Here is a 23,292-nt window from a genome sequence, read left to right on the forward strand (position 1 = left end):
AAGGGACGGCGCCCCTGGATAACGGACCGGTCCCGGATCTTGAAGTCCATCGCATCCCCTGAACTGGGGTGTTGCGACAACCACTAGAACTCAAGGAGTGCCGTTGGGCCCTTCGCCGATACCGATTCGCTTGACGCGAGTACCGTTCCTAGTGGTGGCTAGGAATGGAGACCAATCATGCCACGATGGAGTGAGTACACGACCGGAGAGCGCATCAAGATCTTGCGCGGCAAGACCATCCGGCAGTCGGACCTCGCAGAAATGACCGGCCTGTCACTGCCCACGGTGCAGCAGGTGGAGCAGGACAAGCGGCTGACCCTCCCCACACTCATGGCGCTCGCGTCCGCGCTGCGAGTGGACACCTCGGTCATCCTCGGGCAGCAGGAGCCGCGTCGGGCCATGGAGCACGGCGACCGTACGACGATGCGGGATCTGTCGGTCGCCGTCCACGACACGGCGGTTGGGCTGCTGCCCGCCGACATCGTCCCGCCCAGCTCGGACGAGCTTCGGCAGTCGATCGCCCGGTGCTGGGATCTGTACTGGAAGGGCCGCTACGTGGAAGCTGGCGGGGTCGCCGCGCTCCTCCTTGCGGAGGCGGGCGCCCACCTTCACGGGCAGCCGGCGGATGCCCAGGCCGAGGCGTGGAGCTACCTCTGCGACGCCTACCGGCTGTCCGCGTACGTCGCCAACCTGATGGGGTCTCGCGACCTGGCGTACGCGGCGATCGGTCATGCGCAGCAGGCGGCGGACCGTACCGCGGACGACATGCGCGGGCCCCTGGTCGCGTCGGGGAGGGCGTGGATCTACCTGCGTGATGCCCGCCTCGACGAGGCGCTGGCGCTGGCGGAGAAGTCGGCGGTCGACATCGAACCGCGGTTCTCGACGGCGACGATGGGGCATCTGGTGGCGTACGGCTCCCACGTGAACTTCGCCGCCGTCGTGGCCAGCAGGATGGGCAACAAGGAGCGGGCGACGGACTACCTGTCGCAGTCGCACGCGACGGGTGCCCGTATGGGTGCGGAGCACAGGGCGCACGGCACTCTCTTCGGGCCCGTGTCCGCGACGACGCAGGCGGTCGGCATCAACGTGGCGCTCGGTCATACCGGGAAGGCGCTGACGCTCATCAAGTCGATCAAGGACGTGTCGACGCTGTCAGAGGCGGCGCAGAGCCGGTACGCGATGGACAAGGCGATGGCGCAGGCCGACGCGAAGATGTGGGACGCGTCGCTCGACACCCTCGAAAGCGCGCTGGTCGCCGCGCCGGACTGGGCGCGTCACCAGGCTCTGCCGTCCGTGATCGTCCAGAAAGTTGGGCGGGCGAGCACCGCTCGGCTGCGGCGGGTGTCGAAGCTCATCGGCGCGGTGCCGCCCGGTGCCGATGGCTTCATGCCCGCAACCACGAGGACCGCCCTGTAGAGGCCCCCGTGCCGCCGGACTCGTACGCCACGTAAGAGTCCTGACGCTGGGTCATGCTCGATCATCACGCCTCGTATGACTGCCTGTCGGAAGGTTCGGCAGAGTCGTACGGGGCGCTTCTTCACGTCCCTGTCCGCGCGCGGGACGGTGTCTGGCATGAGACACACCCCACAGCAGCAGGCCCGCCGTGCGGCCCTGGTCGACGCTGCCAGCGGCGGCCATAGCGTCGCCCGCATCGCTCGGGTCCGGGTGGTGCTGTACGACCGCCAGCCGGCGCGCGGAGGGTCCCTGGCTCTGCCCGCGCACCGGGTATTCGCCGAGGCGCGCGACTGGACCGTGGTCGCCGCCGTCGCCGATACGGCGCCTCTGGAGACGCTGGCGAGGGCGTGCCCGCTCTGGCCGCGCGTCGCCGAGCTGATCGAGTCGGGGCAGGCCGGTGGAGTCGTGACGTCCTCGTGGGCCATTGACGACGGCGATCTCCTGGCGTGGCTGCGGGAGCGGCACGCGTTCGTCGCGTGCATCGACGGGGCACCGGCGGGCGTGGACGCCCGCGCGTCCCAGATCGCCCTGTGACGGCTCGTCCGCAGGATGCGGAGCCGTCCGGCGAGGGCCCGGGCTGCCTGACCACGCTGGCGAGCCCTAGCTGCTTCGGCTTCCTCGCGTTCATCTGCCTGCTGATCGCCGCCTGCGCCGCCCACGACCTCGCCATATGAGGGCCCGGTGGGACGAGAGGCAAGAGTTAACCATCATGCACAGCAAGGGAGTTCAGCATGACAAGCACAGCTGATATGCGCGGGTCCACAGTCCCTGGCGTGGTCTCGACGGGAGCCGAGCGCTCGCTGGCATCAGGGCACTGGCTGCTGGGCGCGGCCGCTTCGGTCCGGCGGGCACGCTCCGACTGGGCGGACTGCGGCACCACATTTCTGACGCCCGGCGCCCTGTTCGGCGCCGTCATCATTCAGGCCTCCGTGGTGCACGCCTCCCTGCTCTTGGACGACCCGGAGCGGTGCGCCGCCCCGCTGCGGACGCTCCTGGGCGGCGGGCCGGTCTTCTACGCGGAGCGGCGGTTCGGACGCGAGGCCGGATACGTCGCCTTGGTCCCGACGCCAGTGGCCATGACATGGAGCGTGCCCGGCTCGGTGGCGCACTACCGCAAGGCCACGCTGGAGGTCCCGGCCCCGCAGAACGTCCGCCCCGATCACGGTCCCGCGTGGTGGGTGGTGCCCCTGGACGGCCCCGGGGTGCTGTGCGACCCGCAGCCGCTCGCCACCCTGGTCAGCCAGGGTCACGGCGTCCTCACCGGCACGTTGGGGAAGCGGCCGTGATGGTTGAGACCTTGCCCGTGGCCGCGCCCGTGGTGTCGACTTCCCCGGCGGCCCGCAGACGCTCGTCCAGAAGGATCGGAGCGCTCGTCATGATCGAGACCGGAGCGGGTCGGATGCCCGCGTACACAGAGACGCTGCCTAGAGTCGTCGGCTCCGTGCAGAGGGCGCGGCGCCTGGTGCACCTGGCCCTGGAGGTGTGGGGGCTGGTCGACGTGCAGGTCGACGCAGAGCTGGTCGTCAGCGAGCTGCTGACGAACGCCGTGCTCCACGCCTGCCGGGGGGACTCGGTCCGGGTGACCGTGACCCGGCTCGGGGAGGGGCGGATCCGGGTCGCCGTGGTCGATCTGTCGAAGGACAAGCCGGTGCCGCGTGATGCCGGTGGCGACCAGGAGTCCGGGCGGGGCCTTGGCATCGTGGAGGCGCTGAGCGGCGGCCAGTGGGGTGTCGACCCCCTGCCGTGGGGGAAGCGCGTGTGGGCCACGGTCGGCGCGGAGGTTGTGCCCGGTGAGTGAGCGCACGGCGCAGTTCCTCTACTGGGTGGCCCTGGCTTCGCTCCTCACGGCGCTCTGTCTCGGCATCTCCAAGGACTCGACCTGACCCGGCCGAGCGCGGCCGACCTTGAACGCGACCCGAGGATGGAGCGGTGATGACGCTGACCACGAGCGGGAACACGGTGGTGAACGCAGAGCAGCTGTATGAGGCGAGCCGGAGATCGATCGCCCTCACGGTCGAGAATTTGTGGCCCGGGAGTAGCGCTGTGCTGGGGCCGCAGTGCCCGAGCATCACGTCCTACGTCTGCCCGGTGACGGTCGACGGCGAGGCCATGTACGCGAAGTACAGCTGGCTGGGTTCGTCGCTGGTGTCGATCCTGCGCGGCGCGCGAGGGACGTGGGAGGACGTCCTGGAGGCGCAGCACCCCTACACCAAGAGCGCCGACTTGGTGACGCGAAGGGAGTACCAGCACCTGAAGTTCCTGCGGGAGCTGGGCCGCCCCCGAGTGTGCGAGGCTCCCGCGTTCCGCGCAGGCGTCTTGTTCACCGAGGCGGTGCCGGGGATGACCATCGCCGAGATGATCACCGCGTGCCCCTGGGACACGGCCGCCTTACTGGACTCGGTCCTGCTGTCGCTGAAGGAACTGCACGGCGAGCTGGGGGCGCGGTATCTGCAGGGGGCGTGGCCGATCAACGAGCGCAACATCGTGGACGTGTTCTTCCGGAAGTTCAAGGGACCGGCCGCAGCCGGGTACGTCGCCGACCTCGGCCGGGACAGCGGGCTTCCGGAGGATGAGCGGCTGGCGGTCGTCGGCCTGGTCGAGAACGCGGTACGCCGACTGCTGCGGCTCACGGCCGCGCTCCCTGCCCGGCACAGGACTGCCGTGTTCGGGGACCTCAAGCCCGAGCACGTCTTTCTCGGCGGCCACCGGCTGACGTTCATCGACCCGGCGCTCCAGTGGGCGGCTGGACCGCAGCCCGACGTGGCGAAGCTCTGCGGCCGAACTCTGATGCTGGCCCTGTGCCACCACGAGCTGCGCGCCGAACAGCAGATCACACAGGGGGTGTTGGACACCTTGAGCCGACATTTCGCAGGGCTGACCAGGACGGATCGGGCCGATCGGCTGCGTGAGGTCATGGTCCTGTGGCTGATGGACACCACGAACTACCTGACGTCGTGCCTGAGCGCGCCGCCCGGCTTTCCCCTGCCAACCCATCAGCGGGCGCTGATCTCAAATGGGCGTCGGATCGCGACGGTCGTGGACCGGGTCAGCGGTCTCCTCATCGGGTCGATGACGGGGCTCGGCCTGATCGACGCCATCTTCAACGAGGTTGAGCACACTACGCTGGACCTGCGGTGACCGGGCCGGTGGTGGGAGTCGTCGGCGCGGGTGCGGTCGGTCAGTCCCTGGCAACCGGCCTGGTGTCGGTGGCGCTTGCCGAGCGGCTCGTTGTCGTGTCCCGGCGGGAGGAGCAGACGCGCGGGCTGGTCGCCGATCTCCAGGATCTGGCCGTGTCCGCCCGGTCGCGCACTTCGGTTGGGGCCGGCGACACTGCGGATCTCCACGAGTGCGACGCCGTCGTGGTCACCCTGCGCACCGACTTCACGAACACGAACGCGCGGGACATACGTCGCGGCGGTGCCACGGCGAACGCACCCGCGGTCGGCATCCTGGCCAAGGAACTGCACGGGTATCAGGGTGCCGTCCTCGTTGTCACCAACCCGGTGGACCTGATGGCCCGCCGCTTCGCCCAGGTTTCCGGTTGCGCTCGGGTCTACGGGATCGGATCGAACCTCGACTCGGCCCGGTACCGGCTGCTCCTGGCCCAGTACGCCCAGGTCTCCCCGGAGCGGGTCCAAGGCCACGTGATCGGGGAGCACGGCGACCTCGCGGTGCCGTGCCTGTCCACCACGACCGTGGACGGCCGCCCGGTGACGGCCCCTGCCGGCGCGATCGTGGAAGAACTCCAGCAGCGGCCGGCGCTGATCCGGGCCGGGATCGGCCGCACACGCTGCGGCCCTGCCGGTGCCGTGCTGTCGACGCTCCGCAAGGTCCTCGGCCTGGTCGACGGCATCGAGGAGCTGTCCGTCCCGTACGGGGACGTGTGGCTCGGCATCCCGATGCACTTCACCGGGGGTGTGGCCGCCCCGTGCCTTCCCTCGCTCACTCGTCACGAGCTCCTGTGTCTGGATTCTGCGGCCAGCAGTCTCCGCGACGCTTACACCCACCTGCCTGCACAGACCGAGAGGATCCCCACATGATCATCAGTGCTACCCGCCTTGAGGCCGCCACCGCGGCGGTCACCGTGCTCAGCGATCGGGCGTCCGTGGCCGGCTGGTCCCTGCGGTACTTCGGCCCCTGGTGGAACGCGGACGTGGTGAACGCGGACGCGGTGGACGCCGGAACCGAAGCCGTAGTCGTGGCGGACATGGACCGCGCCCAGTACGAGGAGCTGGCCGAGCTGGTCCAGGACGGCCGCCCCATGGAGGAGATCGACTACGCGAAGAACAGGATGCTCGTCGCCCGCGACGGCGAGGACATCGTCGCGCTGTCGCCTGACGAGGGAATTGCGTACCGCAGTACCCCGTCGTCCGGGCGCATCGTCCTCGCCGGTATCGATCTGATGCCGCTGGCGCTGGCTGCTGCTCGTCTGGCCCGGGAGTCGATCCGGGGGCAGCTCCTGCGGGACGGATGGGCGGTGCTCCACTCCTCCGCCGTCGTCCGGCCCTCCGACGGGGCAACGCTGCTCGCCTTCGGCGACAAGGGAGCCGGGAAGACGACGACCGCGCTGCTCCTCGCCTCGACCGGTTGGCAGCTCCTCGCCAACGACCGGGTCCTGGTCCGGCCGACCGGGGAAGAGGACGTCGAGGTCGTGCCGTGGCCGTCGGCCGCCGCGCTCGGCCTCGGCCTGGTCCAGGCGCTCGGCTGGGACGTCAGCGCACGCGAGCACCTGCGCGCGGGAGGAGACTTCCACCCGACGCAGCACCAGTCGGTGACGGACGCACTGGCCGCCGGCGACTGCACGCCGCTGTGGGAGGAGGGGCGGAAGCGGGAGCGGAAACTTCAGGTGTTCCCCGACCAGTTCCCTGACCTGTTCGATGTGCAGCTCGCCACCGGCGGCCGCGTGGCCGGCCTCCTCTTCCCTCAGGTCGACGCCGATGCGGCACCGGCCGTCGTCGACGGTGCCCGGACGCTCGCCGAGGCGGACTTCATGTCGGGGAAGACGGAGGACCGATACCCGGACATTTTCGAGCTGGCTCAGGGGGTGGACGGTGGCGGCCGGGCGAGCGCTCGTGCGGAGGTCGCATCCCGACTTGCCACGTTGCCGCACCGGGCCGTCCGGTTGAGCCACGACGTCCCGGCGAGCGCCGCCGTGCTGGGCAAGCTCGCCGCGACAATTTGATTCGGCCCCAGCGGGCCGCTGGCGCGGAGCGAGCGGCGGACCGGAGAACACCGGTGTGCTCGATCCGGCGCCACCACAAAAGCGGCGAGGCGGTGCAACCAGCGTATTCCGGCGCACTGTTGACCGTGGCTGCGGCCTCGGTACGGTGCGCCGGTCCCATCAACAGGAGGACCCATGACCCGGCACCTGTGCAAGGTCGGCACCAACTCCGGCAACGACGGATGCCCGACTCTCTACGAAGTGGAAGGGGGCCGGTACGTGGTCCAGGGCGACCGCGTCACCGACCCCGGTGAGCTTGCCCAGCTTGTCAACTTCACCGAGGAGGAGGGGGCAGTCGTTGTGCCCCGGGAACTGCTCGCGAACTTCGGCCCGAAGGAGCCGATCCGCGTTCCGCAGATGATCGGCTTCGAGGGCTTCGGCGCCATGTTCGCCAAGGTCAAGCACTCCGCGTGGAGGCTGGAGTCCCGCCTCCGGTACGCGTCCGACGAGGACACGGACACCTACCGCCAGTTCGCGGCCGGCGAGCCCGTGACGTGGGACCTCAACGACCCGTGGTGCACCAACCGGCGCGAGCGGACCGCACAGGGTGTTCGGTTCGAGCGAGTGCGGATCCTGGACGAGCCGCCGACGCCGGGGCAGCTGTACCTCCTGGACAACGCCCGCCGGAACACGGCGGTCGGCGAGGACATCCGCATCCTGCCCCGCTCGCGGGCCGAGGCGCTGCGTCTGCCGGTTGAGGACTTCTGGATCTTCGACAGTCGGGTCGTAGCGTTGCTGCTCCACGACGGCGAGGACACCCTCCTTGGAGTCGAGCTGATCACGAACCCGGTCGAGGTGCTGCGGTACGCGCAGGTCCGCGAGGCGGCCTGGCACCATGCCGTCCCGCACGACCAGGCGCAGCGGTAGCGTCGGTATGTGAGCACGGACTATCAGAAGGCCCGGGAATCCCTCGGCGCGCGGATGCGTGAGCTGCGTGCCGGGGTCACGGGTCGGGAGTTGGCCGTCCGGTTGGGGTGGACGCAGTCCAAGGTGTCCAAGCTGGAGACCGGGCGGCAGACCGCGACCGCCGAGGACTTGAAGGCCTGGGCCGAGGCGACCGGGCACCCGGCGGTCGCCGGTGAACTCCTGTCGCGGCTGGAGGGGCTGGAGTCCCACACCCGGTCATGGCGTCGGCAGCTTAGGGCCGGGCACCGTCCGGTCCAGGACGCCCTGCTGGTGGAGTACGAGCGCTCGACGGTACTCCGGGCCTGGCAGTCATCCATGGTGGTCGGGCTGCTCCAGACCCCGGACTACGCCCGCAGCGTGTTCACCCGGTTCGCCGACCTGCATCAGTCTCCTCGGGACATAGACGATGCGGTGCGTGCGCGGATGCGTAGGCAGGAGCTGCTGTACCAGCCCGGCAGGGTGTTCCACATCGTCATGTGGGAGGCCGCTTTGCACGCCGGCGTGTGCCCGCCCGCCGTGCTCGCCGCGCAGCTCGACCGCCTCGTCGGCATCCTCGGCCTGGACACCGTGCGCCTCGGGATCGTCCCGTACGGCGCCCAGGTCGCCGTCCCGCCCGGCAACTCCTTCTGGCTGTACGACGACCGCCTGACGATCGTGGAGGACTGGCACGCGGAGCTGTGGCTCGACGACCCGGACAGCGTGAACGTGTACCAGCGGGTGTGGGACGCGCTCAACTCGGCGGCCGTGTACGGGTCGACGGCGCACCGGCTGATCAGCAGGGCGCGGGCACAGGTAGACCGCCCGTGAGCATCACCACGAATCACTGACCAGGCCCGGCGAATAATCGAGAATCAGACTCGCCGCTGATTCTCGGTGCTCCCTACATTCTGATCATGGCCCAACGAACTCAGCACGCGGGCACGAGTTGGCTCGCCAACTGCGGCCCGGACCCCGCGTCTGTGCGCCGGCGGTGGGCAGGTGCCCAGCTCGCTCCGATACCCGTAGGCCGGTCCTGGCTGGTCGCGGAGACGACCCTGACCCGGACGATGGACGCGATGCAGCGCGTCGGCTCCGACCGCCTGGGCCCAGTCCTGGTCCACCTGGAAGCCGACCTCGCGTGGTGGCTGGTCCCGCTCGACGCGGACCAGGAACTCGACGACATCCGAGTCCTGACCATCCGTACCGAGCCGTGGACGCTGCTGTGCCCGCCGGCTCACGAATACCTGAACGGCCGCGGCTGGCTGGAGAACCCGGACGGTTCGGGCCGGTTGACCGCCCCGACTGCGCTGGGCGCCGCGTTCGGTCCGGGCGGGCCGCTGTGCCTGCCGGTCTCCGCGTTCGTGTGAGAAGCCCGGCGGCCGAACTCCGCTTAACGGAAGGATAGTTGTGATCGTGACCACTGGAGCCGAGCGGCTCCTCGCCACGGAGCACTGGCTCCTCGCGGCAGCCGAGGACCGCCACCAGGCGGTGACGGCGTGGGCGGGCGGCGGCCTCGCGCTACTGCGGTGCGGGGGGACCTTCGCCGCCGCTCGTATCCCGGCCGCCCGCGTCCAGGCCGCCGCGATCAGCGCCGAGCCGCAGGAGATCGACCAGTACCTCGCGAAGCGGCTGGAGGGCGGGCCGGTGATCTGCGACCGGGCCGCCAGTTGGTATTACGCCCTTGTCCCGGCGAGCACCGCCCGCCGGTGGACTGTCTCCGGCAGCACCTGCCTGGGGATCGGAGCGTCCCTTGGTGTGCCCCGGCCGGGGACGACCGCGGCCTCCGACGCCCGGGTCTACTGGTCGGTGCCGATGGACTCGCCCGGGATGCTGTGCCACCCCGCTGCCGTGACCGGGACGGTCACCGCCGGTATCCAGGGGGCGAGCCGGTAATGGCGAAGGACAAGCCGGCCCCCAAGGGCCAGCAGGACAGCAGCGGTCAGGCACCCCCGGCACCGAAGACCGAGCCGAAACCTGCCCCGAAGCCGACGGGCCGCGGCTACATCTACTGAGGGGAAAGACCGATGGCGATCACGACGCTGCGGCTCAGGCAGGCCCGGCCCGACGTGTCCTACAGGGCTCTGCTCGGTCACACGCTCAGCTGCCCCGACTGCAAGTCGGACGTCGAATGCCCGGCCCGCCGGCGGCTCCAGAGAGCATGGAAGCGGACCCGGTGAGATGCGTGGACTGCGACCGGGCGATCGTCGGACCGGCTGAACTGCTGATGACCGGGGACTCGATGTCCGGGGCGAGGGCGGACATGCACGCACACCCGGCGGGATCGCCGGAATGCAAGCCAAAGGGGCACGCCAAGCTGGCCCTGCGCCGGGAGCTCGCGCCCAGCCAGCGGTGCCCGGCGCCCCGATAATCAGCCTCTCCGCGAGCGACGTCCGTATCTGTGAGGTCTGCTGGAAGGCCCCCTGTCACCGCCGCCCGGCATGCCCCTGATGGCCGTGACCTGCTGTGCGCGGAGTGCGCGGACGGCAACTACCCGCGCCGCGTCGACCTGTTCCCGCCGTCCGGCCTGTACGGCCTGCCCCGGCGGCGTCCGGCGCCCCTGCATTCTCAAGAGAAGGAAGCACCCCGTTGACCGAGGAATCCCCCAAGGGCCCGGAGCCCGTTCAGATCGTGTCGATCGACATCGGGTTCGGCGGCGTCCGGGCCCGAGCCGACGGCCGCACCGGGTTGGCCGCCTGGCGGACCATCTGCCGGGAGCATCCCGGAATCGCGAAAGCCGCGGCCCTGTACCTCGCGGCCTTCGCCATTCTGGTCGTGCTCGTCGTCAACGCTGCCGTCGCACTCGGCGGATTGATGTGAGAGCTGACCTGTGCCCGCTGGCCTCCCTGCTCCCGCCGGACGCGGCCGACGAGCCGGAGACGGACTACTACCGGCAGCGGCTGGACGACCCGAGCCTGCTGGACAGGGCGTTCGCCGTGCAGGTGGAGGGCTCCGTCTTCCTGGCCGTCCCCGTCGGCGGCTGCCGGAAGGGCGGGTACCTGTCGGTCTCCGAGGTCGTGGCGGGCCTGGCGGCACGGTCGCTCCTTCGCGGCAGACCGGGGCTTCCCGACGTGCGGCTGAGCTGGTCCCCGTACCCCGATTGCTGTCACGTCGTCCGTTGGGGAGCACGCGTCCCCTACGAGGACGACCCGATCGCGGAAGGCCGGTTCTACGGCTACAGCAGGGCGGCGCTCTCCGCCTTCGCGCAGACATACGGCTACCTCATCTGACCCTCGCCGTCCGGTTGGCGCTGCCCGTCCCCTTCTACCGTGGAGGTCCCCATGACCGCACGCCCGATCATCACCGGAGAGCCGGCCTCGTCCTGCTCCCGCGCGACGGTCGACGATCCTCACCGAAGTGCCCCGAATCAGAACGTGAAGCCGGGCCGGCTGATCGCGATCGAAGGGCCGGGCGGCGTCGGTAAGACCACAGTCACCCGGCTCGTTGTGGAGCGGCTGCGCTCCGGGGGCCTGCCCGCTGTCGCCACGCAGGGGCCGTTTCGCACCCCTTCGAGTGATCTGGCGCGGCCGGGCGCAGGCAGCTACCGGGGTCTGACAACCGCGGACCGTTCTCGGCACGCCGAGACGATCCGGCCTGCGCTGGAGCGAGGGACTGTGATGGTGTGCGATGAGTACGTCGCCACCTCGCTCGCTCTCCAGCGCATGGGCGGGGTCGACCAGGACGTCGCGTGGGCGGTGGTCCAGCGGCACACGATCCGGCCGGACCTGGTCATCATGCTCGGTGCCCAGCCGGACGTCCTGGCGCAGCGGCCCGCGCCCCGGGGCGCGCACAGCCGTCATGAGCGTGAGTACAGCAGCCGCATCAAGTGCGCCTACTTCGCGCAGGCCAGCAGATTCCTCCGGCACCAGGGTGTACGCGTCCTGGATGTAGACGCTTCCCACGTCGATACATCCGAGGTTGCCCGTACAGCAGCGGTTGCTATTACCCGACGTCTTCGAGCAGGCCACGGCACACTCTCCTTGGTCTGCGGCGAGGTCGAGCAGACCACTTGGGACCTGCGATGACCGAGCCCGTCTACGATGCAGCCGACCCGCAGAGCGGGCGTGCCTTGGTGAACTACCACCTTCTCCGGCTGGGTATCGGCGAGAGCTGGGTGCACGGTGTCTCGGAGCACGGTCAGCGCATCGCTCGGCACGTGCTGCCGCAGGACGTGGGGGTGTGCCGCGCCTACGTGCTCACCGAAGCCGCCTGGCCCGAAAGCGCGGAGCTGTGCGTCACAGTGAACTGGTCGCCGGACGCGGCGATGCGCCGGGACCACCACAAGCGCGCGCTTCCGGATGGGGCGCTGGAGCACTGGCGGGAGCGGATCGCTGCGACCGCCCGCGCCCTGGAGTCCCTGGGGTACGTCGTGGAGCCGAGCCGGTGGTCCTCGCCCCACCACCACCCTGGCGCGGAGCTCCTCGTCTACCGGATGCCCGACGGGGTGGCGCCGAGGGAAACGCCCGCCGACACGGCGTGGGCGCTGTCGGAACCGGTGCCACCGAACCACCAGGAGACGTATTGGCGGTACTCCGACCGGTCTCCGGAAGACGTCGTCAACCCCGTGCTCCGCAAGGCGGGGTGGCGTCCGTGGGTCGAGGACCCGCGGTCACGGTCGGGATGGGCCGGTGCGCACCCCATCACTCAGATGGTGTGGCCTCCGGAGGCCGACCGGTGCACCTGGGTGACCTGGCGGCCGGCCGACGACTTCGCTCGTTCACCGAAGTCCGGCCTGGTACCGGAGAGGGCCGTGGAGCACTGGCGCGAGTGCCTCGACCGCCTGCGCAAGGCCGTGGCTGACGAAGGTCTTCTCATCCGCACGCGTGTGCACCCCTGGGAGCCGGAGGACGAGACCGCCGAGTTCCTCGTCTATCGGCTCCCATCGCCCCGTTGACGGCAGGCCTCACAATCTCCCGCACCCCGATCGGCCGAGGTGCGGGGTTCCATCGCACGACTCAACGATCGACGGAGGACAGGATGACCATCGCAGCTCAGCCGCCCACCCTCGCCCGTACCAGCGATCCGGAACAGATCCTCAATGCCCTGGCGCCGCACATCGAGCACCTGACGGTCCAGGTCGCGGACGGCGGCCCTCTGTGGGAGCGGGAGATCGCCCTCCTGCTCCGCGACAACACCATGGTCCGGTCCATGGCGGAGCGGATCCTCGGCCAGGCCGTGGCGTACACCGTGTGCGCCATGGAGAACCCCGGCGTCCATCTGGGCGTCGGCAAGTTGGTGGACATCGGCGTGCACCAGTTGATCCTCGACACCCCGGTGTACTGGGCGCTCTGCACGGTCCACAACGCCGGGGCATACAAGCACCACGCGCCGTTCGTCGCGCGCCGGTCTGACGGCCTGTGCCTGCGTACCGCGGACTTCCTCGCTGCCGACGGCTGGGACGTCGATGTCGAGCTGTGGGCGATCGACGGGGCGAACTGCTCGCCGTGCGACAGCAAGGTTCCCGACAGCCACTGATCCCGGGCTTCTGCCCCTACCCTGGCCCCTGTCCTCCTCTCGCGCGGAGGGCAGGGGCCAGCCCCCGTCAACCACCGAGAGAGGCACTGTGCCCGCACGACACGACATCGCAGCCGAGACCGAACTCTGGGACACCTACGCCGGATCCGCGTTCCAGGACGACATGGAACCGGCCTTCTGCTGGACTCAGTACGCCGGTCACGGCCCGGGGCCGGAACTCCTGGGCGACCCGGCGACCGCGCTGGAGATCGGTTGCGGCACCGGCCGGGCGCTCGCCCTCCTCGCCGGGCGCGGGATCAAGGCGACGGGCGTCGACCTGTCCCCGGCGATGGTGAAGAAGGTGACCGAGCGGTGGGCCGGTACGGGGGCCGACTTCGTCTGTGGGGAGGTGCTGGAGACGCTCGCCGCCTACGAGACGGTCTATGACGCGGTCTACTCGATCTTCGGTGCGGTCTGGTTCACCAACCCGGCGCGGCTGTTTCCGCTCGTCGCGGCGCGGCTGCGGCCGGGCGGGGTGTTCGCGTTCTCCCACCCTCCGGCGATCCCCGGGGCGTACGGACCGCAGGGCATGTACAAGGGCGGGTTCGCCGGGAAGGCCATGTACACCTACCGGTACAGCTACACCCCGCGCCGGTGGACCGGCCTCCTTGAGCGGGCAGGCTTCCGCGACGTCGACGCCCGAATCCTCGACGCCCCGGAGGCAGGGCACATCGGGACGCTCCTGGTGACCGCCCGACGCTGACCCGGTGCCCGCTGCAGAAGGGGGGCTGAGGGGCAGCACGCTCTGCGTACGTACCGCGCCCGCCCTTGCCCGGGGTGGGTGCGAGGCGGCCTGCACCTGGTCGAGGACCAGGGCCGCAGTTTCGCCCTGTGCGGCGGCTTCGGCCTCGGCGCCCCGGTCGCCTCGTCGTTGAGCAGCTCGCCGCGCTCGGTACCCGGCGGGTCATCACCGTCGGCACCGCCGCCTCCCTCCAGCAGGACCTCGGCTCCGGGGCCCTGGTCGTGGGTACGAGAGCGCTGCGCGACGAAGGGCTTCACCACTACCTGCCACCCGGCCGGACGGCCGCATCATCGCCCGCCCTCACCCAGTACCTGACCGAAGCATTGGCCCCGTACGACCTACCGGTCAACTACGGGCCGATCTGGACCGTCTTCGCCGTGGGCCACTGCCGTACGGTCGCCATCGCCACCATTGCCGCCATCGCGGACTCCCTCGTCGACCGCCGCCCGCGCCACCACTCGCCAGACACCGAACACGCCCTCCAGACGGCGCTGGTCGCGGCGGTGCAGGCGCTTCACACCTCGACGGCGTCACCGCCGGCCGCCGGCGAACACTAGGGTTGAACTCCTCGTGAACAGAAGCAGAAGGGCACCCTTGTGAGCACCGGCGCCTCGCGTCCCACGGTCGGCGCGGTCGTCCTGACCATGAACGACCGGCCCGAGGAGTTCCCCCGGGCCATGGCCTCGCTCCTCGCGCAGGAGGGCATGGACCTCGACGTCGTCGTGGTCGGCAACGGCTGCGCGCCCGAACAGATCCCCGCTGGTGTCCGTACGGTCACGTTGCCCGAGAACGTCGGCATCCCCGAGGGCCGCAATGTAGGGGCCGACAACGTCAAGGGCGATTACCTCTTCTTCTTCGACAACGACGCCCACCTGCCCGGCGCCGACATCCTCGCCCGGCTCGTCGCCGAACTCCGCCGCGACCCCCAGCTCGCGTACGTACAGCCGCGCATCAGCGACCCCGTGAGCGGTGAGACCCTCCGCCGCTGGGTACCCCGCCTCCGGGCCTCGGACCCCACCCGGCCCGGTATCGTCACCGTCATGGCCGAGGGTGTCGTCATGGTCCGCCGCGACGCCTACGACCGAGCCGGCGGCTGGCCCGGTGATTTCTTCCTCTTCCACGAAGGCGTCGAGCTGGCCTGGCGGCTGTGGAATCTGGGCTGCACCGGCAGGTACCTGCCCGACGTCGTCGTCCACCACCCCGCCACCAACCCGGCCCGGCACGAGACCTTCTACCGGCTCAACGCCCGCAACCGCGTCTGGGTGGCCCGCCGCAACCTGCCCCGCCTCCTCGTCCCCTTCAACCTCCTCACCTGGTGCCTGATCACCCTGTGGCGCATCCGCGACCGAAAAGCCTTCCGCGTCACGCTCGCCGGCTTCCGTGAAGGGCTCGCCGGTGGACAGGGCCCGAGGCAGCCCATGTCCTGGCGAACCGTGCTCCGGCTCACGACGGCCGGGCGACCGCCCGTCTTCTGACGCTGTCCAGCGACATCGATGTTGGACTGTTTGCCACTGAAGTCGGACCGCCTAGAGCTCAAAGGCCCGCAGTGTCGGACCACGACGGACCGGGCATGCCATGGGAGGAGCGTGGCGGCCACAGGGGGATGGGCGATGATGAAGCTCGGCGCAGGAGCGCTGCTCCTGTTCTGCTCTCTCGACGTTGTCGCTGTTCTCGCAATGGGGGACTGGCTTTCCGACGTGGAGCCTCTCTTGCTGCATGGAGCCCGATCGCTTTCGGCACAGGGGTCGCCGCCTATGCAGCACACGATGTCTACCGACGACATGCGGAGCGCAATTCGCTTCCACAAGAGCCCCGTTGAACAACACAGCCTCGACCGTGCCGGACATAGTCCAGATGGTTCCCACGTCACGCTGCCGGGCCGTCCAACTTCGTTGGCGAACGATCCAGCATCGATGTCACAACACAGACGCTCTCGAACCGCCACGGTCGGGTAGTCGCGCTTACCGCCAAAATCGAACGAATAGCCTAATGGGTGCACGGCGACTCTCCCCTTCCCTCATGACCTGGTACGCCTTCAAGCGGACTGGGAGCGGACGTAGGCCGAACTGATCGACGGACAACGGGCTCCCTTGGGATGGGCGGCCAGGTCGAGGTTGCGGTACCTCTCGGCCCGTCTGGCGGCACACCCCTGCTGGGCGGCACGGTCCGGGCGGATGACCGGCTGGGCGGACCTGCGTCGACAGGCGTGAAGGGTCATGGAAGCAGAAGAAGCATGAGCGTCCGCGGACCTTCCGCAGTCGAGACCATGGGACGGTCGCCGCGCACCTTCGCGCTCGCGATCCTCTGCTCGGTGAAGTTTGCGACTGGCAACAGGCCGGGCGGGCGGTGTTCAGTCCAACGCCGGGACGATGGCGGATTCGATCGACTGAGGCTTCCATCCGAACCGTCCAGCGAGGTTAAGAGGCTGGCCGGATCACGTCAGTTCAAGCGTTCAGCGCTATTTACCCCTCATGTCCGATAGTGGAGCTATCTATGTGTGGTCATTTGGCAGATTTGCACCATTTATAACCGACCGCGTGTCGGGTTTTGGTGTGACGTATCTCGGATTGACAGCGGAGCGGCCGTCGGCCCTCCGGGATGCAGTCTCGGTTGCGATTGACGAAACCCCATGTCAGGGCGTTGATCAACACGCTCTCGTGGGCTTTTTGTGCAGTTTATTCCGAAGAGTGAGTGCGTTCGTTGAACCGACCGCTGGTGATGTTTCGGTCAGTCTTTGCTTAATCTTTCGCGTACTGTCCAAGAAGTTCTCGAAGCCTCGGCGAGGCGAGTGGCGAACGCGTTGCTCGTTCGCTACAGCGACACATGGACGTCGATGTGGCCTAGGCCCCTTTTAGGCTGCGGCGGTGTTGCGCTGGAGTCAGCCGAAGGGCAACTCCGCGCGCCGGGCCAACGTGGAGGGAACCGACAGTCAGCGGCGCGGTCGCGCCTAGCTCGGGGGGAGCTAACCGGTAGAAGGGATTTGTCATGTGGTCTGGGAAGATCCTTCGCACTGAGCCCACGGGGCCGACCCGGGGCGGAGAGCCCCGAAGGGGACTGGGTCGCCGTCGGGCGGTGGAGAAGGACCTGCATCGCTTCCTTCGTCGGGAACTGCGAGACCTCGGTATTCATCCGCCGCTGGACGTTGAGGAGCTGTGCACAGCGCTCAGCCGTCGGCGTGGGCGGCCCCTTTACCTGCGGGAAGCACCGCTGCCGAAGCCTGGACCGACGGGGATGTGGGTCGAGTACGACGACTATGACGTGATCTTGTACCAGCAGGAGACGACCTGCCTGCATCAAGATCACATCAAGCTCCACGAGATAGGGCACATCCTCGTGGCGGAGGCCGAGGGCGCCGAGCAGGCGCCGGCCGAAGCGGCGGAGCAGACCCCCGCGCTCGATCCCGAAGAAGAGTCGGCCGTCCTCGTGGAGGGCTGGGCCGCCATGCTCCCAGTATTCGACCCCCAGACGATCAGGCGCATCGCGCGTCGTTGCTCGTACGACGACGGCGAGGAATGCTCCGTCGAACTCGCGGCGACGATCATCCTGGAGTGGGCGTCAGTGCTGGACGACTCCACTCCCCTCTCGGAGGACCCGTCGCTGCGGCGTGTGCAGTCGGCCCTCGGCGACCGGCGAGGATGGCTCTAACCCGTGGAACTCCTACTCCTGGGGCTCGTGGGCGCCCTTGCCTGGAAGCTCTACAAGCTGTGGCGAACCCCTCATGACGCGCCTTTGCGGTCGGTGACCCTCTGCCTGCTCTGCGCCACGCTGTCCTATCCCATCGCTATGCCGGGAGGCGCGACCGGCGTTGACACGGTGGCGGGGCACGGGGCGGCGAAGTTGGTCCAGAACGTGCTGCTGCTCTTCGCGATGTACTTCCTGATGTGCTTCTACCTCTACTCCACCGTTGACGAGAAAGCGAGTCGTCGCAGGGCGAACAAGGAGGCGGTCGCCGTCATGGCCGTCGTGGTAGTCATCACCCTGGCGGCCGTATCGGTGCCGCACGAGGTCTTCGCCGGCAGTTTCAGCACCGCGGACATGACGATTCCGCAGATCGCCATCTTCTACGGCGGAGCCGGGTGCTACCTGACGTACGTCCTGGGCCTCGCCTCCCGGTGGACCCGCACCTACGCCCGAATGTCCCGGCGCCCCCACGCAACAGGGCTGTGGATGGCGGCTGTTGGTCTGGGCGCGATGGCCGTGGCCTGCGCGATCCGGGCCGTCATCGTGGCCGTCCGCTGGGCGGATATCGACGTACCCCAGCGCCTGATGGCCGCCGTCGCGTTCCTGTTGGTCGCATCCATACTTCTGTTCACGGCCGGCATCACCTACTCGGGGGTCCGCGCCCGAATCGCTTCTTCGAAGCTCTGGCTCCAGCACCGATGTGATCACCGCCGCCTCGCCGCCCTCTGGGAGCTATTGGCCGAAGCGTTCCCCGACAACGTGCTGCCGCCGGCATCCTCGTCCGCCCACGACCGACGGCGTGCCCGGGGAGTTCACCGGCGCTACCACCGCCGCATCGTGGAGATCCGAGACGGCCTGGTCGCCATCAGCCCGTACCTCTTGGTAGACGACACCGGCATGACAGCGCCCGATGTCGACTCGGATGAGCTGGCGGCCCGGCTTCGCCGCGCTTCTGTCCGGATCAAGGAGGGGGCCCCCGCGCCCCGCCGGGCGGTCCCCCTGGCCATGACGCTGGGGAGCGATCGGGCGGCGGATGTGAAACAACTGATTGCGGTGTCCGACGCGCTGGTGGTAGACCGCGTGACCCCCCTCACGATCAAGGAGGCACCATGCTGATTAGCGGACGACGTGTGCTCGTCGGCGCGGGCACGTATCTGGACGACGGCGCCGTCTTGATCGAGGGCGACTCGATCGCGGCTGTGGGACCGCGTAAGGAGATCGAGGAGCAGGCCGCCGCCGACGTGCCGCGGTTGGTGTTCGACGGCACCCTTCTGCCCGGGTTGATCGACGCCCACGTACACCTCGTTTTCGATGGGAGCCCCGACCCGGTGTCCGCTCTCCAGGGCTCGACGGATGAGGCCCTGCTTATGGACATGCGCCGCCGTGCGGAGGAACTGCTGCTCAGCGGCGTCACCACGGCCCGTGATCTCGGAGACCGGAACGGACTGGCGCTTCGCCTGGATTCGGAGATCGCCGACCAGCGCACGCCGGGACCGAGGATCGTCTCCGCAGGCACGCCCCTGACTACCCCCGGCGGACACTGCCACTTCCTCGGCGGTGAGGTCTCGGGCGAAGCCGAGATCCGCGCCCTCGTCCGCCTCAACCTCGAACGAGGCGCTGGGGTCATCAAGTGCATGGTCACTGGTGGCGGCCTTACCCGGGGCGGGCCCGCAAGTCACGAATCCCAGTTCTCCGCAGCGGAACTGCGACTTCTCGTGGATGAGGCTCACGCGGCAGGCGTCCCCGTCGCGGCCCACGCGCACGGAGCCGACGGCATCGCCGCAGCCGTGGAGGCCGGAGTGGACACCATCGAGCACTGCACGTGGATGACCGGCGACGGCCTCGACTTCCGCCGGGACGTGGTGCAGCAGATCATCGACCGCGACATCACCGTCTGCCCAGCGGTAAGCCCCCACTGGCGGATGCTCCCCGCGATCTTCGGCGAGGAGCGCGCCGCCGCGATGTTCGACCTGGTACGTCAGATGGCAGACGCGGGTGTGAAGCTGATCGCCGGTACGGACGCCGGAGTGCAGCGTGCCACCTTCAGCGGCCTGGTACCTGCCCTCTCGTTCTACGCCCACCTCGGCCTGGCGAACGCCGAGATCATCAACATGGCGACGACCGCAGCAGCCACAGCCCTGGGGCTCGGCTCCACAACGGGCCGCATTGCTCCCGGCTACCGAGCGGATCTCGTCGTTGTCGACGGGGACCCGCTCTCGGATCTCGACGCCCTCAAGAACATCAAGGCCGTATTCGCCTCCGGTCGGCGACACGAACCGAACGCACCAGCCGAGTAATCGGGCTGACCGAGCCCTGCCCTCCGGAGGCTCCGGAGGGCAGGGTCCTACTTGGCGTCTTCGGAGCCGACCTGTTTCTCGAACTCGGCCTGCAAATCCGTCAGGAGCGAGAGAACCTCGGGCGACAGGCCCTCCGGGCCGAGGCCACGAGCCCGAACCCGTCCGATCTTCCCGTTCCGGGATGCGAGCAACACACGAATCCCCTGGTACACCTGACGGGCGACGGCCTCGTCCGGCTCGAAGTACATGCGCTCGACGCCGAAGAACTCGGCAAGCCCCTCCAGGACAACCGGGGGAAGGCTGTCGGCGACGCCAGTACCTGTTCGGAGTGCCTCAACCTCATTGGCCCTGACAACCTCTGACCCGGCATGCCGGTTCACCGCCTCCGCGATCTCCTCGTCCCCTGGAGCCGCGCCCGCAGGGTAGGAGTGCTCCAACAGGAAGCTGATCTTCTCCCCGAGCGTACGGGGAGACTCCTCGGCCTCGGCGCCAGCGATGCTCTCGTCCCCGGCTTCTTCGACGGTGTTCCCGAACGAGCGCTCCTGAGCTTCCTCCAGCGCCTTCTCCGATACGCCGTACGCCGCTGCCAGCTTCGGCACGTACTTCTCCTTGAGCCGCCGTACGCCGTTCTCGGCCGCAGCCACCGGGCCGTCGCTCTTCGTGCCGATGAACCTCGCCACCTCGTACCGGTGGAGGCCCGCGTCGCACCGCAAGTCGATCAGGTCGGGCGTGCCTTTACGGGGGAACAGCTCATCCAGAGGCTTCCCGAGTACACGCGCGATGCCCGGCAGCTTCTCCTGGTCCGGGACGCTTGAGCCCAACTCCCACCCCGCCACGGTTGAGTCCGCAGCGTCGACGGCAGCGCCCACCTCGGCCTGCGGGATCTCTGCAGCCCGTCGCACGGCGCGCACCACTGTTCTGTCGAAGTGGCGAGCTGGCATCGAGACCTCTTTTTCGTGCGAGTCGAAGAACTATCGGCTCGTTGACCTTTCGCGCGAACCGGGATAGCTTCAGACTACCGAAAAACGGGATGCCGTGCATCCCTCCCGGCCAGGCTGCGTGCCTGCCGAGGGCGTGAGGCTGGGGAGGAGAACACCTCCTTCGCGCGCCCGGCACGAGGGGGTGCCGACCGAACACGGGTCGGGGAGGGGGCGGGGATGCGCGCCAACGGCCCGTAACACGACGAAGCAACGAAGAACCGGCGCCCGGGAGTTACCAGCTCCCAAGCGCCGGGCCGGCACCCCGAAGGGCGCCGATTCACATCTCGCGGGCGGCGGGCTTTTGCACGAGAACCACCGCGCCGCGCTCCTACAAACCACGGAGTATCGCATGCCTGCCATGCCGAGCGGAATCCCGGCCTGCCCGGACACCAGCCGCCGACACCGCCTTGCCGCCCAACTCGCCGACATGATGCCGGGCGCAGCCACTATCCGGGTCAGCCTCACCGACCCGGCGCAGGTGTGGCCCCACCCGCACACGATCGTGCAGGACGAGGCCGGTAGGTCGATGGAGCTGGGCCGGACGACATCCAGGGTCGCCGCCCGCTGGATCCTGAGGGTCTGGCCCGACGAGGACTGGACCCGCCCGCACACCTTCCGCCTGGCCGACGCGACCCTCAGCCGCAGCGACTCGGTCGCCGCCGAGCGGGGCCGCTGACGTGCCCAGGATACGAACGATCAAGCCGGAGGCGTTCACCTCCGAGTCACTCGCCGAAGTGACCGTGACGGCCGAGCGGACCTTCTTCGGCATGCTCACCCAGGCCGACGACCACGGTCGCCACCGGGACAACGCCGCGATCATCGCAGGGCTCCTCTGGCCTCTGCGCGCCGAGCACACCTCGGTCCATGTAGAAGACGACCTCCACCAGCTCGCGAACGCCGGTCTGATCTGCCGATACACCGGATGCGACGGCCGCCGCTACCTCCACATCGTCACCTGGTCCGAGCACCAGAAGATCGACAAGGCGAGCCAGTCGCGCCTGCCCTCGTGCCCGCAGCACCAGGCTGCCGACCGGTGCGCACCGTGCAAGGGCTCCTGTACCCGGCGGACCGAGGGGGCGACCACGGCTCCCCGAGGACTCGCCGAGACCTCCAGGAGGGAACCCCGAGCCCTCGATCTGCCTGCCGTACCCGCCTCGACGACGCCGGACCACGCAGACGAGCCTGTCGCCGACCGACAGGAGGCTGCCGACGGCGCGATCGGCACAGCGGGGCGGGCTGGTGCTAAGAGTGCAGGTCAGACCGGATTCTCCGAGGGCTCCCCGAGCCTTCCCCGAAGCCTCTCCGAAGGTTCGGCGCCTGGATCTAGGATCTTGGATCCTGGATCTCTTGTCCCTACAGGGCGCACAGCGCCCGCAGCCGGCGTCTCCGCCAAGGACCTCGTCGGCGAGTACGTCGCCGGGTGCGACCAGCGCCCCCCGAACGACGTGATCGGACACCTTGGGCGGATCACCAAGAAGCTCCTGGACGAGGGCATCGCACCGGAGCACATCCGGGCCGGGCTGGCGAACTTCGCGGCCAACCCGAGGCACCCGAGCGTGCTGACCAGCATGGTCAACGAGGCGATGAACGCTCGTCCCGGCGGTTTGGCGCGGCCGGGAATCCGGCCTAACGTGCCCGCCCACCAGGCGTGGACCAACCCGGCCAACGCTTCCGCCGCCTACGCCGAGGAGCTGTGATGCACACCCGTCACCGCGAACCGCAGCTCCTCGGCAATGAAGGCACCCTGGAGCGCATGGCCAGCATCCTGGCCGCCCGCAACATCGACCCGGCCGACGCCGCCGCGCTCCCCGACGACCCCGAGCCGTACTCCCCGCTCGACGCCCTCCTGGCCGGGATGCCCCCGCGCTATCAGGCAGCCGTCGCCGACCACCCAACAGTCCTGGACTGGGTCGGGAAGGTCACCGAGGCGGCCGTCGCCCCCAGCCGGGGAGCCCGGCGGCAAGTCACCACCGGGCCCAGCCTCCTGATGGCCGGAGTCGTCGGCGCGGGCAAGACGCACCAGGCGTACGGCGCGGTCCGAGCGCTGGTGCAGAGCGGGGTCGGCGTGCGCTGGCGCGCAACCACCGCCGCCGACCTCTACGCCGATCTCCGCCCCCGGCCCGGGGTCGACAGCGAGCGGGAGCTGGCGGCCGTCAGCCGCTGCCCGATGCTGATCATCGACGACCTCGGCGCGGCCAAGGCCAGCGAATGGGTCGAGGAAATCACGTACCGGCTGATCAACCGCCGGTACAACCTCATGCTCCCGACCCTGATCACCACCAACCTGGCGATCAAGGACCTCCGCTCCTACCTCGGTGACCGCGTCGCCTCCCGACTCGCGGAGATGACCACCCGGGTCGAGTTCGAGCCGCTCGACCGCAGACGCTACCGCGCAGCAGCCTGACCTGCCGCAGGTCACCACTTCCGGGCCGCGCCCCTCTGCGCGCCGCCACGAGCAACTTCACGACCAGCGCACCTCTCCGCCGACGCCCCTGCGCACGGAGAGCGATCGGAGCAACC

General features: G+C 69.3%; 27 protein-coding genes and 1 pseudogene. 27 read left to right on the forward strand and 1 reads right to left on the reverse strand.

Translation table 11 applies throughout. From position 1 onward, the window contains the following. Positions 1–177 precede the first annotated feature (177 nt). The 24 genes and pseudogenes from AB0F29_RS37235 to AB0F29_RS37350 all read left to right on the forward strand — a co-directional run bounded on the left by AB0F29_RS37235 (position 178) and on the right by AB0F29_RS37350 (position 19,792). Complete coding sequence (locus AB0F29_RS37235; protein ID WP_361882126.1) at positions 178–1,416, forward strand: helix-turn-helix transcriptional regulator; 1,239 nt, start codon at positions 178–180, stop codon at positions 1,414–1,416. 156 nt (positions 1,417–1,572) lie between these two features. Then, entirely contained in the window at positions 1,573–1,989 is a 417-nt protein-coding gene (locus tag AB0F29_RS37240) for a hypothetical protein (RefSeq protein ID WP_361882129.1), read from the forward strand. Beyond that, the gene (locus tag AB0F29_RS37245; protein ID WP_361882132.1) at positions 1,986–2,129 is read left to right on the forward strand and encodes a hypothetical protein; all 144 of its coding nucleotides are present in this window, start codon (positions 1,986–1,988) and stop codon (positions 2,127–2,129) included. The genes AB0F29_RS37240 and AB0F29_RS37245 overlap by 4 nt, the downstream gene beginning before the upstream one ends. A gap of 99 nt (positions 2,130–2,228) precedes the next feature. Further along, a complete protein-coding gene (locus AB0F29_RS37250; RefSeq protein ID WP_361882135.1) occupies positions 2,229–2,741 on the forward strand; it encodes a hypothetical protein in 513 nt (170 codons plus the stop codon). A gap of 89 nt (positions 2,742–2,830) precedes the next feature. Next, entirely contained in the window at positions 2,831–3,253 is a 423-nt protein-coding gene (locus AB0F29_RS37255; protein ID WP_361882138.1) for an ATP-binding protein, read from the forward strand. 134 nt (positions 3,254–3,387) lie between these two features. After that, entirely contained in the window at positions 3,388–4,593 is a 1,206-nt protein-coding gene (locus tag AB0F29_RS37260) for a hypothetical protein (protein WP_210992715.1), read from the forward strand. Beyond that, positions 4,590–5,495, forward strand: coding sequence for an NAD(P)-binding domain-containing protein (locus AB0F29_RS37265; RefSeq protein WP_056697600.1), 906 nt, complete (start codon positions 4,590–4,592; stop codon positions 5,493–5,495). The genes AB0F29_RS37260 and AB0F29_RS37265 overlap by 4 nt, the downstream gene beginning before the upstream one ends. Then, positions 5,492–6,637 (forward strand): hypothetical protein, encoded by a 1,146-nt coding sequence (locus AB0F29_RS37270; RefSeq protein WP_361882142.1) that lies wholly within the window; start codon positions 5,492–5,494, stop codon positions 6,635–6,637. Before AB0F29_RS37265 ends, AB0F29_RS37270 begins: the two co-directional genes overlap by 4 nt. 174 nt (positions 6,638–6,811) lie before the next feature. Beyond that, on the forward strand, positions 6,812–7,543 hold the full coding sequence (locus tag AB0F29_RS37275; RefSeq protein ID WP_361882145.1) for a DUF6879 family protein: 732 nt from the start codon (positions 6,812–6,814) through the stop codon (positions 7,541–7,543). 9 nt (positions 7,544–7,552) lie between these two features. Further along, entirely contained in the window at positions 7,553–8,389 is an 837-nt protein-coding gene (locus AB0F29_RS37280; protein ID WP_361882147.1) for a helix-turn-helix transcriptional regulator, read from the forward strand. Positions 8,390–8,475: 86 nt separating this feature from the next. Next, positions 8,476–8,928: a hypothetical protein gene (locus tag AB0F29_RS37285; protein WP_361882150.1), complete on the forward strand. Its 453-nt coding sequence runs from the start codon at positions 8,476–8,478 to the stop codon at positions 8,926–8,928. Between the two features lie 46 nt (positions 8,929–8,974). Further along, on the forward strand, positions 8,975–9,454 hold the full coding sequence (locus AB0F29_RS37290) for a hypothetical protein (RefSeq protein ID WP_361882153.1): 480 nt from the start codon (positions 8,975–8,977) through the stop codon (positions 9,452–9,454). Positions 9,455–9,925: 471 nt separating this feature from the next. Next, positions 9,926–10,151 (forward strand): annotated as a pseudogene (locus AB0F29_RS37295) (hypothetical protein). Further along, positions 10,148–10,378: a hypothetical protein gene (locus AB0F29_RS37300; protein WP_361882156.1), complete on the forward strand. Its 231-nt coding sequence runs from the start codon at positions 10,148–10,150 to the stop codon at positions 10,376–10,378. The pseudogene AB0F29_RS37295 and the gene AB0F29_RS37300 overlap by 4 nt, the downstream one beginning before the upstream one ends. Continuing rightward, positions 10,375–10,788, forward strand: coding sequence for a DUF6302 family protein (locus AB0F29_RS37305; RefSeq protein WP_361882158.1), 414 nt, complete (start codon positions 10,375–10,377; stop codon positions 10,786–10,788). The genes AB0F29_RS37300 and AB0F29_RS37305 overlap by 4 nt, the downstream gene beginning before the upstream one ends. Before the next feature lie 51 nt (positions 10,789–10,839). Then, a complete protein-coding gene (locus AB0F29_RS37310; protein ID WP_361882160.1) occupies positions 10,840–11,583 on the forward strand; it encodes a dTMP kinase in 744 nt (247 codons plus the stop codon). After that, complete coding sequence (locus tag AB0F29_RS37315; protein WP_361882163.1) at positions 11,580–12,452, forward strand: hypothetical protein; 873 nt, start codon at positions 11,580–11,582, stop codon at positions 12,450–12,452. The genes AB0F29_RS37310 and AB0F29_RS37315 overlap by 4 nt, the downstream gene beginning before the upstream one ends. 83 nt (positions 12,453–12,535) lie before the next feature. Then, a complete protein-coding gene (locus AB0F29_RS37320; RefSeq protein WP_361882166.1) occupies positions 12,536–13,033 on the forward strand; it encodes a hypothetical protein in 498 nt (165 codons plus the stop codon). Between the two features lie 88 nt (positions 13,034–13,121). After that, positions 13,122–13,775: a class I SAM-dependent methyltransferase gene (locus tag AB0F29_RS37325; protein ID WP_361882169.1), complete on the forward strand. Its 654-nt coding sequence runs from the start codon at positions 13,122–13,124 to the stop codon at positions 13,773–13,775. A 128-nt stretch (positions 13,776–13,903) separates the two neighbouring features. Then, a complete protein-coding gene (locus AB0F29_RS37330; RefSeq protein ID WP_361882172.1) occupies positions 13,904–14,371 on the forward strand; it encodes a hypothetical protein in 468 nt (155 codons plus the stop codon). Between the two features lie 39 nt (positions 14,372–14,410). Beyond that, complete coding sequence (locus AB0F29_RS37335) at positions 14,411–15,289, forward strand: glycosyltransferase family 2 protein (RefSeq protein WP_361882174.1); 879 nt, start codon at positions 14,411–14,413, stop codon at positions 15,287–15,289. A 1,756-nt stretch (positions 15,290–17,045) separates the two neighbouring features. Then, positions 17,046–17,459: a hypothetical protein gene (locus AB0F29_RS37340; RefSeq protein ID WP_361882177.1), complete on the forward strand. Its 414-nt coding sequence runs from the start codon at positions 17,046–17,048 to the stop codon at positions 17,457–17,459. Positions 17,460–17,462: 3 nt separating this feature from the next. Further along, positions 17,463–18,611 carry an MAB_1171c family putative transporter gene (locus tag AB0F29_RS37345; RefSeq protein ID WP_361882180.1) on the forward strand — a complete coding sequence of 383 codons (1,149 nt, stop codon included), beginning with the start codon at positions 17,463–17,465 and terminating at the stop codon, positions 18,609–18,611. Further along, positions 18,605–19,792, forward strand: a complete 1,188-nt coding sequence (locus AB0F29_RS37350; RefSeq protein WP_361882183.1) for an amidohydrolase family protein — start codon at positions 18,605–18,607, stop codon at positions 19,790–19,792. The genes AB0F29_RS37345 and AB0F29_RS37350 overlap by 7 nt, the downstream gene beginning before the upstream one ends. Positions 19,793–19,839: 47 nt before the next feature. On the opposite strand, the gene AB0F29_RS37355 is transcribed toward AB0F29_RS37350, so the two are convergent. Continuing rightward, positions 19,840–20,733, reverse strand: a complete 894-nt coding sequence (locus tag AB0F29_RS37355) for a helix-turn-helix transcriptional regulator (RefSeq protein WP_361882186.1) — start codon at positions 20,731–20,733, stop codon at positions 19,840–19,842. Between the two features lie 388 nt (positions 20,734–21,121). On the opposite strand from AB0F29_RS37355, the gene AB0F29_RS37360 reads away from it, so the two are divergent. From AB0F29_RS37360 to AB0F29_RS37370, 3 genes are read left to right on the forward strand one after another with little or no spacing between them, the layout of a single operon-like run. Continuing rightward, positions 21,122–21,448, forward strand: a complete 327-nt coding sequence (locus tag AB0F29_RS37360; RefSeq protein WP_361882189.1) for a transcriptional regulator — start codon at positions 21,122–21,124, stop codon at positions 21,446–21,448. A 1-nt stretch (position 21,449) separates the two neighbouring features. Continuing rightward, complete coding sequence (locus AB0F29_RS37365) at positions 21,450–22,469, forward strand: hypothetical protein (protein ID WP_361882192.1); 1,020 nt, start codon at positions 21,450–21,452, stop codon at positions 22,467–22,469. After that, positions 22,469–23,176, forward strand: a complete 708-nt coding sequence (locus tag AB0F29_RS37370; RefSeq protein WP_361882195.1) for an ATP-binding protein — start codon at positions 22,469–22,471, stop codon at positions 23,174–23,176. Before AB0F29_RS37365 ends, AB0F29_RS37370 begins: the two co-directional genes overlap by 1 nt. Positions 23,177–23,292 lie beyond the last annotated feature (116 nt).

Source organism: Streptomyces sp. NPDC026589 (assembly GCF_040638385.1).
GTDB lineage: Bacteria > Actinomycetota > Actinomycetes > Streptomycetales > Streptomycetaceae > Streptomyces.